Source organism: Rhodococcoides sp. S146-33, assembly GCF_059489205.1.
Genome location: NZ_JCAJWY010000004.1, coordinates 326,713 through 341,222 on the forward strand (window position 1 = coordinate 326,713; position 14,510 = coordinate 341,222).

Below are 14,510 nucleotides of genomic sequence, written 5' to 3' on the forward strand. Positions count from 1 at the left end.
CGCCGTGTACGACCAGTCCCGGCGTGCAGGTCACAGATTCAGTCGAGAGGTCTGCAGAAATCTGGATTCGCGGGACAACCGTCCACACTCAGTCAGTTGCCGGGTGCCTGCGACACACGTCCTCCTCGTCTCGCGGCAACGTGGGCAGCCATCCGAATCGAACCGTCGATTGTCGGGCGACCTCGGTAGTCTCCCCGGCGTTCGATGAATTCGAAGTAGAGTTGAGTACCGACCAACGTGGTGTACGCGTGTAGGTATTCGCCGGCTGCATTGCGGTCGTACAGGATATTGTGCTGACGCAGGGTTGCCAGGAAGCCCTCGGACAGGTCGAAGCGCGCTCGGAGATCGAGGTAGTAATTACCAGGAATCGACAAGATCGGGGCTCCCGCCGGCAGTTGCGCCAGCATCTCGACCAGATTGTCGGTGCAGAACGCCACATGCTGCGGTTTGTCGACACCCGGAGACCATCGGCCTCGCCGGAGTACCGAGCTGTCGAGGGACACTCCGAAGCCTGCTGGTTGCTCGGTCCTGAGTAGGTGGCTACGCACCAGTCCATACGGGCCCGGGTACTCGGCGACATCGCTGGTGCTCATCCCTAGCATCGACCGATAGAACAACACACATTCGTCGAACCGATCGAAGGGCGCAGTGACCGACACGTGGTCGATGTGTGTGATGGACGCCGAAAAGTCCGAGGTTGCGACGTCCGTCGCGCTGATGAAATCCCTCCGCCAACTCGTGTGTCGGTCGTCGCGGTCGACGAAGAAGATGGAGGTGCCGTCCGGCGCCGCAACTGCAGGAATATTTGCCTCGTCTGGGCCGACCACCCGTGGCTGAGGTGCTGCTCGAAGGACGTGTGAGAGTTCGGTGAGGGCTGCGGATTCCATTGTCGCGAAGGCGATTGCGGCTATCTGCGCGGTGTCGTCCTCGTCGTGAGCGTCGATTGTCACGTTCAACAGGATGGTGGCCTCTGCTTGCGTCCATACCGTGACGTTTTTCGTTCGATGTGTGGCAGTTCGGACAAGCTGCAGTGCGGTGAGCGTGTGCTCGGTCACGGCCAGTTCGGTCGGCGTGACGGCAATTTCGACGAAGGCCATCTCGGTTGGCGGTGTGGGCTCCGGCTCGCTCATGCTTGTGTCGAGCGCGGCCAGCGAGCGAGCGGCATCCACTGCTGTGCGGACCGGCGAGGCCTGCCGGAAGACGTCGTTGAACACTTCCAGTGACAGTGGCCCGGTGTAGCCGGCGTCGATCACTGCAGTGGTGAAGGACGTGAGGTCGAATGCGCCCTGGCCGGGGAACAGGCGGTAGTGCCGGCTCCACTGCAGTATGTCCATGTCTTTATAAGGCGCGTCGGCCAACTGCAGGAAGAAGATCTTCTCTCCGGCGATATTCTCGATCCCTGCCGATGATGGCGTCCGAGAGAGCACGTGAAAGCTGTCGAGGCAGAGACCGACAGCAGGGTGGTCGGCTGCCCTGACCGCATCCCACGACTGTTGCCACAGACTTATTCTCGTTCCCCACGCGAGCGCCTCGTATGCAATTCGCATTCCTCGACGGAGCGCGAGGTCACCTGCAGCTCGAAGGTGTGCTGCGAGTGCGTCGATATTCGTCACAGCGTCGTCGGACGCGTTGGAGCACACCAGCACCAGTTCGACACCCAATTCGGCCATTACGTCGAATTTTCGATCGAGACGGGTCAAATTGCGGTCGAACTGCTCGTCGTCCGTGCTGTCGAGATCGCGGAAAGGCTGGTAGAGACAAATCTCGAGACCGAGTTCCTCGCATCGACGTTTGATTTCTTTCGGGCGAGCTGGGCAACCGAGTATGTCCGGTTCGAACAATTCGATGCCGTCGAATCCCGCGTGGGCGGCCGCGACGAGTTTGTCCTCGAGCGTTCCGGACAGACACACGGTGGCGATGCTTGACCTGCGTCGTACCTGATCGACGGTCATTTCTGCACAGGTTTCATTAGGAATCCGACTCTGGGTGAGTGTGTCGATGGTGCATCCGGCGTCGGGTGTTGCTGCCGGGGGCGATCCGATGGTGTGAGGGGTGCAATGTCTCAGCGCGTCCAGTCGCCGAACGAGATCCACATCTTCCCGTCGAGCGTCCGGGCGCGATCGAGATCTTCGACGGCCTGATGGGGTCCGACGGGCTCGCGCAATCCGATGGCAGGATCGAAGCGACCGATTTGCAACTCACTCAAGGATTGGGAGAAGTCAGCGGGGTGGTTATAGATGACCGATCCTTGTACCGTGAGCTCCTTCTGGACGATAGGACGGGTCGACACAGGTACCGGGCCGTGGGTTTGGCCGATCAGGGCTACCCTTCCGAATTTTTCGGTGCGCAGGAGTGCCGTCTCCAATCCTCGTGCAGTGCCGGAGGTTTCGAATACTACGTCGAAGACTGCGTCGGGAGCGGTGAGGGCGTCGTAGGCTCCTATGTCCACCGCTTGCTGCAGCCGTGCATCGTGTGGGTCGGTGACCGCGGGCTTGATGCCACGGTCGACCATGATGTTGACGGCGGAAGCACCTTGCGAGCCAGCACCAACAACCAGGACTCTGTCCTTGTCACGCAATGACATTCGATCGATCGCGACGCGGGCGACTGTCGCGGCCTCGAATGTCGCAAACACCTCGGGAGACGTGTCCGGTGGCAGCTTCCACGCGAATGGTTCCGGCACACTGACGAATTCGGAGAACAGGCCCGGTACGTCTCGACCCACCACAGTGCGGCGGACGCAACCTTTGGACATTCCTCGCCGGCACCACTCACATGTGAAGCACACGTAGTTCGGCTCCACTACTACGAGGTCACCTGACCGTAGAGACTCGACACCGTGTCCGACCTCGGTCACGATGCCTCCACCCTCGTGTCCGATGATTCGTAGCGCTCCTGTGCGCCCGACCTCTCGATCCAGCTTCGCGAGGTCCGAGCCGCAGACACCGCCGGCCAGCATGCGCACCAGGACGTGCCCGTCCGACAGTTGCGGGAGGGGTGCGTCCTCGACGACGGAGAGCATTCCCGTCTCGGTGACCGCGATGGCTTTCATGATCTGAGCTCCTTGCTCGAATTCGACATGACACGGTCGGTGACGTCTCTGACGGCAACGAGGTCGCTGATAGTGGCGACGCCGGGAAAGCCGGTGTCGAAGCCGTCCAGCAGTGTGGTGACCCACAACCGGTAGTAAGAGTCGGAATCGACATCGATCTCGAAGGGGACGACACCGGCGGGTGTCGTCAGATGCCCGCGACCGGTGCTGTCGACGGAAACGAAACCGTCGTCGCCGCGAAGGACGTAAGCGACGTGCCGGCCCGGAATCCGGGGGTATGTATAGCTGCAGTCGACACAGGCAATCGCTCCGGATGCGGTCGTCATCGTGACAGACGCATAATCGTCCACTCCGATTGTTGGGTCTGTCGTCGTCAGTTGCCCGCTGACCTCGGAAGGTGCTGTACCACCTGCTGCCTTCCACAACACCATGTCGATGAAGTGGACACCCAGGTTGAGCAGAACACCGCCTCCGGCCGTGGCAGGGTCCAACAGCCACGAATTTCCGCTGTCTCGATAGCGCTTGGCCGGGCCTGCGAGAAATTCCAGGTGCGCGTGCCTGAGTTCACCCACGGCGTCGAAAAGACCGGGAAGTGGACCGGAACGTTGAACGAACGGGACCAGCACCGGAATCCCCCTTTCGCGCGCACTCGTACGTATCCCCACGACGTCGTCCGAGGTCATCCCCCCGGGCTTTTCGAGGACGATGGGCACGCCTTTTTCGAGTGCCAGAGTGGCGGATTCGGCCATGTCACAATGGCGACCCAGCACAAGAACGAGATCGGGGTCCGTCGCGTCCAGCATGTCTCGGGGCTCCGTGAACACAGGTCCCACCTTGTCGTGGTCGACGTATTTGGCCAGATGATCTTTCGGACCGCTCAGCGACACCGACCGGACACGCACGTCGTCGGAGAGAGCCCCGAGATAGAACTTCGTGTGTCCGTGGTTCGCACCGACGATCGCCACAGTGAATTCTCTGCTCACGGATGACAATTCACTTTCTACTGCCGGCAACGGACTGTCCGGGGGTATCGTCTCCGGATTTCTGCAGTTCGCGTCGGTTGTCGTCGTCGAGCCCCCGATGGCGGGTCTCGGGTGCTGTCATCGCGGCGATGACAGCTACCGAGGTCAGTGCCATCAGCATCAGAACGACACCACCCCAGTTGCTGGGCTCTCCGCCACTGAGCACCTGAGCCGTGGCGGGAGCGAACCCGAATGCGATCAATCCCACTTGCTTTCCGAAGGCACTACCCAACACTCTGGTGCGAGTGGGGAACCATTCGGGGAACATCGATTCCTGAATGGAGTTGGGTGCGGAGTAGACGACGCCCAGGAACACGATCATGACGGCGAGGATGAGACCGACCTGGCCTGTATCGATCACCACCATGTACAGCCAGAAGAACAGAGCCGATCCAATCGCACCACCGACGAAAATCGGCTTTCGTCCCGTTCGATCGGCCAGCCAACCCCAGAACGGAATGACGAACACAGCGATGATGTTGGCGATCGCAACGCCCCACAGCATGGTCTGACGGGACACTCCGACCTCAGGACTCGTGGCGTAGGAAAGTCCGTACACCGTGGCGAGCGATGAAGGTACTGCGAAGAAGGCTGCTCCGGCGACGCGCAATACATTTCGCTTGTCGCTGCGCATGAGCTCCTGTATCGGTGCGAACCCGCGAGACAGCTTGGGGTCACGGTTGGCAACCGATTCGAGGAAGACCGGCGTTTCGGAAACGTGGCGACGCAGACCGTAATTCACCGCGAAAAGAAGAACACTGGCGAAAAACGGCAGTCTCCAGCCCCAGGAATACAGGGCATCGGCCGGCAATGCCGCGACGGGAATGAAGACGAGGCTAGCGAGCGCTTGACCACCCTGCACACCGGACGCGGTCCAGCTGGCCCCGAATGCGCGCGTGCCCTTACCTGCGTGCTCGAGAGCGAGGGCTGCTGCCGCCGGTGCCTCGGCCGCAGTGCTGAAGCCTTGGAAGAGTCTGCAGACTACGAGAAGGATCGGTGCGAGGATTCCAACCTGGTCGTACGTGGGCAGGCAACCTACAGCCAGTGTTGCAATCCCCATCATCCACACGGTGATCTGCAGCAATGCTCGACGGCCGATACGGTCTGCCATCGAGCCGAGCACGAGCGCGCCGATCGGACGAGCTACATAAGACACCCCATAGCTCGCCAGAGACAGCATCGTCCCTGCGGCGAGACCCGCGTCGGGGAAAAAGACCCGAGGGAAGACCAGTGCCGCCGCCGTCGCGAACAGCATGAAGTCGTAATACTCGGTCAGGCTCGCGGCCATCGCGGACATCGACGCCAGACGAGGCGATCTCTTGTGCGTGCCGGCCGCGTCGGGCACGGCTGAGTCGGGCGTGTGATTCATCGGGGCTCCAGTTCGACAACGGTTCGGGAACGTCACGAGTACGCATTCGGTCCTTTGCGGACCGGGATTCTGTGACTGGGGTCATACGCTAGTTTCGATCGAGTATGTTCACAACGGAAGATTTCCGATCCCTATAATCAGCTCAGCACATAACGCCAGCGTAGGAGTCGATATCGACAATTACATACCCGTGCACCAATTACAGCTTTTCGTCGAGCTGTACAACCACCGCACCGTGACTCGGGCGGCCGAGATCATGGGAATCAGTCAACCGACGGCGAGCCTATGGCTGTCGGAGTTACGAAAGGACCTGGCCGATCCACTGTTCGTTCGCTCGAAAGGTCAGATGCAACCGACGGCGCACGCCGACGATCTGATCCCCGCGGCCCGCGCGGCTCTCGACGCATTGCTTCTGGTCCGGCGCATCGGCCAAGAATTTGTGCCCGAGTCGAGCACCCGACGATTCCGACTGGAATCCTCGGACGGCACGCACGTCACGATTCTTCCGCGACTGCTCCGAATACTGCAGCGCCGCGCACCGGGAATTCGAGTAGACATGGCTACGGTCACCGAGTCCCCGGTCGACGGACTCCGAAACGGCCGCTCCGACCTCGTACTGATGACCATGAAGGCGAAGCTCGGCGAAGAGTTCAGGTCGGTCCCGATCGCACACGAAGGGTGGGTATCGCTGGTCCGCGCCGGGCACGAGATCGTCGAATCATCGGAGCCGCTGGCGACATTCATGTCCGGCAGACACATCGTCGTCTCGCGCAACGGGTGGGCGGAATCGCTCGAGCAGAACATGCCGAACGGGCGCCGAGTCGTCCTGGACCTGCCCGGAGTCCTGGCGCTGCCCGGCATACTCGTCGAGACCGATCTGATCGTCACGGTCCCCCAGGGAGTCGGCTCGATGCTCGCGCATGATCCTCGCCTGAGTGCGATCGAATGCCCTGTCGAACTTCCCGCCCTCGGAGTTGCGATGTACTGGGCCCACCGACACGATGCAGACCTCGGGCACAGGTGGCTACGTGGAGCGCTGTTGAACGCCGCTCGCGGGCTCTCCATCGATTAGTTCGACGACGGCCAGGGCGGTGTCGACGAGCATCTTCGGTTTGCACCACATCGGTGCCTCGAATGCCGATTGCCGGCGGCTGTCAGACGGCGGTGGCTGCGAATCCGATTCGATTGAAACGCTTTTCGCGGGCGATCATCCGCATCGACGGGTCCTGGGCGACCAGGTCGGCCAATTCTCGATGCAGTACCGCACCCAGTCGATCGCAGAACTGCTGCGATTCGTCTGCTGCGTCGGGCAATTCGGGAATGATGATGTCGACGACGCCGGCCCGGTAGAGATCGAGCGAACGCACGCCCTGCTTGGTGGCCATCTCGGCCGCATGAGCAGTGTCCCGATGAACGATGGCCGACGCGCCCTCGGGCGGCAGTGGCGACAGCCACGCATGCTGGGCTGCCAGGACACGGTCCGCCGGCACCAGCGCGAGTGCACCTCCGCCGGTTCCCTGACCCAAAAGCAATGACAACGTGGGCGTTTCGAGGTCGACCATGTCTGCGATGCACCGAGCGATCTCTCCCGCCAGGCCACCCTCCTCGGCCTCCTTCGACAGCGCGGCACCAGCAGTATCGATGACGGTGACGAGCGGAAGCTTTAGATCCTGTGCCAGGCGCATGCCGCGTCGAGCCTCGCGGAGCGCAGCGGGACCGAGCGGAGTCTTCGTCGTCTGACCTCGTCGGTCCTGTCCGAGAAGAACGCAGGGCATGTCGCCGAACCGGACGAGTGCGAGAATCAGGCCCGGATCGATCTCACCCTGACCGGTTCCGTTGAGCGGCAGTACATCTGCCGCGGTGCTGAACAGCAGCTCGCGTACACCGGGGCGATCGGATCTGCGCGAGGCCAGGATCGACGTCCATGCAGGCACGTCCTCGATCTTCCAGTCGAGCGCCTCGACGGTGCGCGGACGGTAGGACGGGATGTCGGTCATGATCCGCAATGCCCGGTCTACGATCTCGCTGAGCTGCTCGGGCGGCCGGATGGCGTCGATGAGACCGTGCGCCTGCAGATTCTCCGACGTCTGCACGCCGGCCGGGAACTTCGCGTCGTACAGCGCCTCGTACACGCGGGGCCCGAGGAACCCGACGAGGGCACCGGGCTCGGCGACAGTGACGTGCCCGAGCGAACCCCAGGATGCGAAGACTCCGCCGGTGGTGGGGTGTCTCAGATAGACGATGTACGGCAGGTTCGCCGCCTTGTGCGCGGTGATCGCGGCGGTGATCTTGACCATCTGCAGGAACGCGACGGTGCCTTCCTGCATGCGGGTTCCACCCGAAGTCGGCAACGCGAGCAGCGGCAGCCGCTCGTCGGTCGACCGGTGTACGGCGTTCACCAGGCGCTCGCCCGCCGCGACACCGATCGAGCCGGCCAGGAACGCGAACTCCCCGAGCAGGATGGCCACCTTGCGGCCGCGGATGGTCGCGGAGCCGGTGAGCACGGACTCGTCCAGACCGGTCTTTTCACGGGCCGCCGCGAGTTCGCTCGCGTACTCGTCGTCGATGACGTAGTCCGCCGTCGGAGTGTCCCAGGAGTCGAAGCTGCCTGGGTCTATCACCAGATCGAGCATTTCGAGTGCGGTCATTCTGGTCATCGTGTCGACTCCTTCAGCCACGTGCGGACCAGCTCGTCGTCGGCACCCAGTATCGGCGGTGCCAGATGCTTGGTTTCGGTGACCTCGGTGCCGTCGGATTCGAAGAATCTCAGCGGCGGCCCGGGCAGGGTCACCGTCCCCAACGTCTCGTGCTCGACGTCGACGAGAAGTCCCTGAGATTTGGTCTGCTCCCACTCGTAGACCTCTTGAATGTTGCGCACTTTGCCTGCGGGAACGCCTATTTCGTCCAACAGTGTCAGCAGCGCCTCGGTCTCGTAGGTGCGGAAGATCTTGGAGACCAGTTCGATGACCTCGTCGCGGCTGTCGACGCGCTGCGGGTTGGTGGCCATGCCCTCGAGGTCGGGGTCGATGCCGAAGCCCTCGCAGAAGCGGTGCCACAGGCCCTCGCTTCCCACCGAGATCTGTACTGCACCATCGGAGGTCGGGAAAAGGCCGTAGGGGCAGATCGACGGGTGGTGGTTTCCCTGCGCCGTACCGACCTCGCCTGCGACAGTCCACTTGGTGCCCTGGAATGCGTGCACTCCGACGACGCTGGCAAGCAGGGAGGTGCGGACGACCTTGCCGCGTCCGGTGCGGTCTCTCTCGCGCAGGGCGGCGAGAACACCGAAGGCTCCGTACATTCCCGCCAACAGGTCCGCGATGGGAACGCCGACTCGCTGGACGTCGTCGGGGCCGGAGCCGGTGAAGGACATCAGTCCGGCCTCGCCCTGAGCGATCTGGTCGTAGCCGGAGCGGCCGCCCTCGGGTCCGTCGTGACCGAAGCCGCTGATGGACAACACCACCGTCCGCGGGTTGATCTCGGCGATACGTTCGGGCGAGAAGCCGAGTCGGTCGAGGACTCCGGTACGGAAGTTCTCGAGCAGGACGTCGGCCCGCTCGATCATGTGCTCCAACGCTTCTCGGCCGTCATCGGTCTTGAGGTCGAGTGCGATGGACCGCTTGTTGCGGTTGGCCGAGAGGAAGTATGTCGATTCGCGTTCGGCGTCGCGCGGAGTGACGAAGGGGGGACCCCAGACTCGGGTGTCGTCGCCGCCCTTGGGGGTCTCGACCTTGATGATGTCTGCGCCGAGGTCGCCGAGCATCATCGCCGCGTGCGGGCCGGCCAGGGCGCGGGTCAGATCGACCACCACGGTGCCTTCGAGCGGTCCGGTTCTGCCTGTCGTGTTGAGGGGCATCGATTGATCCTTTGCATCGAAGCGAGGTGGAAGCGAACCTGATGGGATTGGATTACTGGGCCAGTGGCCTATCCAATTCCATTGGACCAGCGATCCCGAAAGAAGTCAAGTAACGATCTGTGAGCCTTTGCCCAGCTCAGACGCATGATGGCGGCACGTCGAGTACACGTGCCGCCATCATCGAGAAGGGAACCGAACTGCCGTACCGCTACATCCAGCCGGGTACGACCAACAATCCCCACGCGATCAGCGGGCCGATGATCACGACCAGGGCGCTGTACTTGAGGATCTGCTTGTAGAAGACGTCGCGGTCGATGTCCTGGGCGTTGGCGAGCACCAGGGCTCCATTGGTGGAGAACGGACTCACATCGACGATGGTCGACGAGATCGACAGAGCCACAATGACTCCGACAGCCCCTACTTCACCGGCGAGCAGGAACGGGACGGCCAGCGGGATGGTGACACCCAGGATCGCGGTGGACGACGCGAAGGCCGAGACGATGGCACCGATGTAGCAGAGCAACAACGCCACGAGTAGCGGGATACCGATGCTGGCGACCGAATCGCCGACGTACTCGACCGTTCCGGCTTCCTGCAGCACCCCGACGAACGTGAGCACGCCACCGATGAGCAGAACCGTCGACCAGCTGATCTGGTTGATCGCGCCTTTCTGAGCCTTGGGCGACGCCAGCGCAAGAATCACGGCGACAGTCATCGAGATGAAGCCGACGTCGAGATCGAGGACGAGCGAGAAGATGGCAAGCGACGCCAAGCCGACGAGCGTGAGAATCTGATCGAAGGTGATCGCCTTGACCGCGGTGGCCAGCGGCGGTGCGTTCTCGACGGTGACCGTCTGACCGGACGGCTTGGGAGTCGACGACCCGAAACCGCGCATGACCGTCCTCGACCCCGAACCGCCGACGCCTCCGGTGTCACCGTCGGGACGCGTGCCGTCCTCGTCGTGCACGCTGCGTCCGATCAGCGAACCGCCACCGAGGAACATGAAGAGCGCTGCCCCGATCGCCGCGTTGAAGAACATGCTTCCGAGGAAGAGCGTCAGAGGGCTGTCGACCAGGCCGGCTTCGGCTGCGATGTTGTTGACCGTGACGCCGTAGATGCTGATGGGCGAGAATCCGCCCGCCTGAGCGCCGTGGATGACCATCATGCCCATGAGCAGGGCGTTGATCTTGTAGCGCGCGGCGAAACCGAGGGCGATGGGTGCGACGATGGCCACCGCGGCGGGTCCGAGCGCCCCGATCGAGGTCAGGACGCCGGTGATGCCGAACATCACCCAGGGGATGAGCGCTACCCGGCCTCCGACGAGTCGAACGGCTCCACGAACCAGGAGGTCGACGGTGCCGTTGTTCTGCGCGATGGCGAACAGGTACGTGATTCCGACGAGCGTGAGGAACAGGCTGCTCGGGAAGCCGGCAATGATGTCGTCGGTACCCATGCCCACGGCAAGTGTTCCGACGAAGAACGCCGCCACGAACCCCAACGCACCCATGTTCACGGGGAACACGGTTGCGGCGAGGAACATGACGACGAGCGCAAGGATGGGGATCAACTCGGTCGACATCGAAGGTCTCCGGTCCGTCTGTGGTCTCACCCGAGCGGTTGCCCAGGATATCCAGTGGCAAATTGGACTAGCCACTGAGTCAATAAGGACTCAACCAGTGAACTGCATCACTGTCAACCCTGAATGTGTCAGTCATTACGCGCTTCGCGGCGGCTAGGGTGGAGGTCCAGAGGAACAGAGAGCGAGTGACACAGTGGCTGAGCAAATTCGCCCCGTGACCCGACCGCGGCTGTACGAGGTCATCGTCGAACAGCTGTGCAAGCACATCGCCGATCGCGACATGAACCCCGGAGATCGACTTCCGCCCGAGCGTGAACTCGCAGGGCACTTGGGCGTCAGCAGAGCATCGTTGAGCCAGGCCCTGGTTGCTCTAGAGGTTCAGGGCATATTGGCCGTTCGCCACGGCGACGGTGCCGTTCTCGTGCGACGACCCGTGGGAGACATGGCGATTCGAGCTCTGCGCGAGCACGCTGATCGACTGCCCGAGGTGATAGAAGCCCGCGAAGCACTCGAAGTCAAGCTCGCCGAGCTCGCTGCCGCTCGTCGTAGCGACAGTGAAATGGCCGCGATCGACCACGCCCTGTCCGTCATGGCGTCGGAGATCACCGACGGCGATCGCGGTGACTCTGGGGACGAATTGTTCCATCACGCGATCACCGAAGCGGCACATTCACCGTTGCTCGCCCGACTGATGGGCGAAATCGCCGGCCTGATTCGCGAGACCCGCATCGAATCACTTTCGCAGTCCGACCGCCCGCAAGCCTCCCTCGAAGGCCATCGGCGCATCGCCGAGGCTGTGCGCCAACAAGATCCGGCCGAGGCCGGACGCGCGATGGCCGACCACATTCGACTCGTATCGGACGTAGCGCTACTGCGCTCGGTGGAGGGCTGATCCTCATCTGCCGAACTGGGTGTTTCGGATGCCTTCGGATTCAAATCCAACCCGCGACTTCGAGTTCGACAGGGTGGATCGCGCCTTGGTCATGGTCCTGAGGTCAACGGAATCGATCAGTTAGTGCGCAAACCACCGTCGGACACACGCCTCCAAGCAAGACACCACCGAGACCATTCTGACCTGGCTCTCGACACTCACAACCGATCCCACGCACCGACAGCAACCTTCACCCAAGACAAGCGGCTGCGCTGGATCGGTGAACTTCTCACCGGTAGAAGTGAATCTCTCCCCTACCGGGTGGCCGGCATTCTGCTCCTGCTCGGCTCCCAGCCGAAGGTGTAAATCGCCGCACTAAGAACAGATCTCCTCGATTGCGGTCGCCTACACGTACCCGGACAACAAAAAGTGCCCCTGAACAGCGTTTATGCTGTTCAGGGGCACTAGATGTGCGCCATCAGGGATTCGAACCCCGGACCCGCTGATTAAGAGTCAGCTGCTCTAACCAACTGAGCTAATGGCGCCGATCCGCACCGCGCGTTCTCTGCGGTGCGGGAGAAACATTAACAGCAGATGCGGCCAGATGTGAAATCGGCTGGTCGAAGCACCTGTTGCGTCAGTTGAAGATCCTGCGAACCACGAGAACTGCCACCACTGCGCCGACTCCGAGCAGAGTGAACTTCACTGCCGGCTCGTTGATCTTGGCCACCACGGACTGCTTGGTGTTGGCGACGATGTTCTTGGGGCTGGCACGGACGCTCAGCTCGTCCAGCGTGCTGGCGAGCTGATTGCGAGCGGCCTCGATCTCGCGCTCGATTCGGTCGGTGTCCTTGGCCACGTGTCCTCCAGCTTGTTGCAAATAGTCTCGGTCGCAGTCGAGCCTAGAGCACGACGATATTTCGATACTCTCGTGCGGTGACCGAATACAGCAAGCTCGAACCGAGCGACACCGCTCCGGCGTTCACCCTCCCCGATGCCGACGGCAACGACGTCTCTCTCGCCGACTACGCAGGCAAGAAGGTGATCGTGTACTTCTACCCCGCCGCGAGCACGCCTGGCTGCACCAAGCAGGCCTGCGACTTCCGCGACAGCCTCGCCGAGCTCAACGGTGAAGGCCTCGAAGTCATCGGTATCTCCCCCGACAAGCCGGCCAAGCTCGCCAAGTTCCGCGACAAGGAGGAACTGACGTTCCCGCTGCTCTCCGACGAGGAGAAGACGACGCTGCAGGCGTGGGGCGCATTCGGGGAGAAGAAGAACTACGGCAAGGTCTACGAGGGCGTCATCCGCTCCACGTTCCTCGTCGACGAATCCGGCAAGATCGAGGTGGCGCAGTACAACGTCCGCGCCACCGGCCACGTCGCCAAACTCCGCCGCGATCTAGCGGTCTGAGACGGCCAGCCGCTGCAGGAACAGCGCCTCGGCGACGGCCATCTTCTCGATTTCCGTCGGGTCCACGCTCTCGTTGGGAGCGTGGATCCGACACCGAGGTTCCTCGACCCCCATGAGCACGATTTCGGCGTCCGGCAGCACCTGAGCCAATGCGTTGCACAGCGGAATCGACCCGCCCTGACCGGCTGTCCCCATCGGATGCCCGAATGCCTCCTCGAACGCCCCGGACAGCGCCGCGTAGCCCGGCCCGTCGGTCTCGGCCCGGAAGGGCGATCCCACGGCCTCACGCTCGACGGTAACGCGCGCATTCCACGGCGTGTGCGCCTCGAGGTGCGCCACCAGAGCATCCTGAGCCGCCGACGGATCCATTCCCGGCGGCACGCGCAGATTGAGCCGCGCGGACGCACGCGGTGAAATTGCTGCAGCAGACCCCACCACGGGCGGGCAGTCGATTCCCAGAATTGTCAGAGCCGGACGCGCCCACACTGCATCGGCCACAGTGCCCGAGCCCGCCAGTGCGACGCCGTCGAGCACCCCGGCATCGGAGCGGAACTGCTCGGTGTCGTACTCGACGCCGTCCCATGTCTGCGTGGCATCGAGACCGTCGACCACGGTATCGCCCCGCTCGTTGCGCAACGTCGACAGCATCTGCACCAACGCGGCGAGCGCATCGGGCGCTGGACCGCCGTACATGCCGGAATGAACCTCTCCCACAAGTGTTTCCACATGTACCACCACGTTGGCGATACCGCGTAGCGTGGTCGTCACCGTCGGCAGACCGACCCTCGCGTTCCCGGTGTCACCGATGACGACCACATCCGCGGTGAACAGTTCCGGTCGCTGCTCCACGAGCGCTTCGAGGCCACCCGTGCCCGTCTCTTCCGAACCCTCACAGACGATCCGAACGCCGACGCCGAGGGACTCCCCCAGCGCCCGTAGCGCCAGCAGATGCATGATCACGTTGCCCTTGCAGTCGGCCGAACCCCGCCCGTACCACCGACCGTCGCGTTCGGTCAGCTCGAAAGGCGCACTGTCCCAGAGATTTCGATCCCCTGGAGGCTGAACGTCGTAGTGCGAGTACAACAGAACAGTGGGCGCTCCCGCGGGTGCCGGACGCGAGCCGACAACGGCCAGGGAGCCGTCGACCGTCTCGATCAACTGGACGTCGGGGATACCCGCAACCAGAAAAGCTTGTTGCACCCAGCGCGCCGCACCGATGCACTCCTCGACCGGAAACTGACGGGGATCGTGCACCGACGTGAACCGAACCAGCTCTGCCAATTCCTCTTTCGCTCGAGGCATCGCTGCTTCGATGTGGGATCGAACGTCCGCGGGTGGTGCATCGGCAGGCATG

The 14,510-nt window shown here is 62.7% G+C and carries 12 protein-coding genes and 1 tRNA gene; 3 read left to right on the forward strand and 10 right to left on the reverse strand.

Annotated elements, in window-relative coordinates; translation table 11 throughout:
* Positions 1 to 92: 92 nt before the first annotated feature.
* The 4 genes from AC5WEY_RS19365 to AC5WEY_RS19380 all read right to left on the reverse strand — a co-directional run bounded on the left by AC5WEY_RS19365 (position 93) and on the right by AC5WEY_RS19380 (position 5,443).
* Positions 93 to 1,952 carry a sugar phosphate isomerase/epimerase and 4-hydroxyphenylpyruvate domain-containing protein gene (locus AC5WEY_RS19365; RefSeq protein ID WP_495647127.1) on the reverse strand — a complete coding sequence of 620 codons (1,860 nt, stop codon included), beginning with the start codon at positions 1,950 to 1,952 and terminating at the stop codon, positions 93 to 95.
* Positions 1,953 to 2,062: 110 nt separating this feature from the next.
* Positions 2,063 to 3,052 (reverse strand): zinc-dependent alcohol dehydrogenase, encoded by a 990-nt coding sequence (locus tag AC5WEY_RS19370; protein WP_495647128.1) that lies wholly within the window; start codon positions 3,050 to 3,052, stop codon positions 2,063 to 2,065.
* Positions 3,049 to 4,035, reverse strand: a complete 987-nt coding sequence (locus AC5WEY_RS19375; RefSeq protein ID WP_495647129.1) for a Gfo/Idh/MocA family protein — start codon at positions 4,033 to 4,035, stop codon at positions 3,049 to 3,051. Before AC5WEY_RS19375 ends, AC5WEY_RS19370 begins: the two co-directional genes overlap by 4 nt.
* Before the next feature lie 10 nt (positions 4,036 to 4,045).
* Complete coding sequence (locus AC5WEY_RS19380; RefSeq protein WP_495647130.1) at positions 4,046 to 5,443, reverse strand: MFS transporter; 1,398 nt, start codon at positions 5,441 to 5,443, stop codon at positions 4,046 to 4,048.
* A 190-nt stretch (positions 5,444 to 5,633) separates the two neighbouring features.
* On the opposite strand from AC5WEY_RS19380, the gene AC5WEY_RS19385 reads away from it, so the two are divergent.
* Positions 5,634 to 6,515 (forward strand): LysR family transcriptional regulator, encoded by an 882-nt coding sequence (locus tag AC5WEY_RS19385; protein WP_495647131.1) that lies wholly within the window; start codon positions 5,634 to 5,636, stop codon positions 6,513 to 6,515.
* 82 nt (positions 6,516 to 6,597) lie between these two features.
* On the opposite strand, the gene AC5WEY_RS19390 is transcribed toward AC5WEY_RS19385, so the two are convergent.
* The 3 genes from AC5WEY_RS19390 to AC5WEY_RS19400 form a co-directional block, all read right to left on the reverse strand.
* Complete coding sequence (locus AC5WEY_RS19390) at positions 6,598 to 8,100, reverse strand: carboxyl transferase domain-containing protein (RefSeq protein ID WP_495647132.1); 1,503 nt, start codon at positions 8,098 to 8,100, stop codon at positions 6,598 to 6,600.
* The gene (locus tag AC5WEY_RS19395; protein WP_495647133.1) at positions 8,097 to 9,296 is read right to left on the reverse strand and encodes a CaiB/BaiF CoA transferase family protein; all 1,200 of its coding nucleotides are present in this window, start codon (positions 9,294 to 9,296) and stop codon (positions 8,097 to 8,099) included. Before AC5WEY_RS19395 ends, AC5WEY_RS19390 begins: the two co-directional genes overlap by 4 nt.
* A gap of 208 nt (positions 9,297 to 9,504) precedes the next feature.
* Positions 9,505 to 10,875, reverse strand: coding sequence for an SLC13 family permease (locus AC5WEY_RS19400; RefSeq protein WP_495647134.1), 1,371 nt, complete (start codon positions 10,873 to 10,875; stop codon positions 9,505 to 9,507).
* 193 nt (positions 10,876 to 11,068) lie between these two features.
* Between AC5WEY_RS19400 and AC5WEY_RS19405 the strand changes: the two genes are divergently transcribed.
* A complete protein-coding gene (locus AC5WEY_RS19405; RefSeq protein ID WP_495647135.1) occupies positions 11,069 to 11,767 on the forward strand; it encodes a FadR/GntR family transcriptional regulator in 699 nt (232 codons plus the stop codon).
* A gap of 450 nt (positions 11,768 to 12,217) precedes the next feature.
* Here AC5WEY_RS19405 and AC5WEY_RS19410 read toward each other — a convergent pair.
* Positions 12,218 to 12,291 (reverse strand) — tRNA-Lys (locus AC5WEY_RS19410).
* Positions 12,292 to 12,383: 92 nt separating this feature from the next.
* Positions 12,384 to 12,605 (reverse strand): DUF3618 domain-containing protein, encoded by a 222-nt coding sequence (locus AC5WEY_RS19415; protein WP_057478111.1) that lies wholly within the window; start codon positions 12,603 to 12,605, stop codon positions 12,384 to 12,386.
* A 77-nt stretch (positions 12,606 to 12,682) separates the two neighbouring features.
* Between AC5WEY_RS19415 and bcp the strand changes: the two genes are divergently transcribed.
* Entirely contained in the window at positions 12,683 to 13,156 is a 474-nt protein-coding gene (gene bcp / locus AC5WEY_RS19420; RefSeq protein ID WP_495647136.1) for a thioredoxin-dependent thiol peroxidase, read from the forward strand.
* Here the strand turns inward: bcp and AC5WEY_RS19425 are convergent.
* Positions 13,145 to 14,509, reverse strand: coding sequence for a dipeptidase (locus tag AC5WEY_RS19425; protein ID WP_495647137.1), 1,365 nt, complete (start codon positions 14,507 to 14,509; stop codon positions 13,145 to 13,147). The two genes, bcp and AC5WEY_RS19425, sit on opposite strands and share 12 nt — an antisense overlap.
* Between the last annotated feature and the right edge of the window lies 1 nt (position 14,510).

What these genes read in the sequence shown, in the direction of transcription:
- AC5WEY_RS19365 (WP_495647127.1), bottom strand. Translation starts at nt 1,952, where the DNA reads ATGACCGTCGATCAGGTACGACGCAGGTCAAGCATCGCCACCGTGTGT.
- AC5WEY_RS19370 (WP_495647128.1), bottom strand. Translation starts at nt 3,052, where the DNA reads ATGAAAGCCATCGCGGTCACCGAGACGGGAATGCTCTCCGTCGTCGAG.
- AC5WEY_RS19380 (WP_495647130.1), bottom strand. Translation starts at nt 5,443, where the DNA reads ATGAATCACACGCCCGACTCAGCCGTGCCCGACGCGGCCGGCACGCAC.
- AC5WEY_RS19390 (WP_495647132.1), bottom strand. Translation starts at nt 8,100, where the DNA reads ATGACCAGAATGACCGCACTCGAAATGCTCGATCTGGTGATAGACCCA.
- AC5WEY_RS19395 (WP_495647133.1), bottom strand. Translation starts at nt 9,296, where the DNA reads ATGCCCCTCAACACGACAGGCAGAACCGGACCGCTCGAAGGCACCGTG.
- AC5WEY_RS19400 (WP_495647134.1), bottom strand. Translation starts at nt 10,875, where the DNA reads ATGTCGACCGAGTTGATCCCCATCCTTGCGCTCGTCGTCATGTTCCTC.
- AC5WEY_RS19425 (WP_495647137.1), bottom strand. Translation starts at nt 14,509, where the DNA reads ATGCCTGCCGATGCACCACCCGCGGACGTTCGATCCCACATCGAAGCA.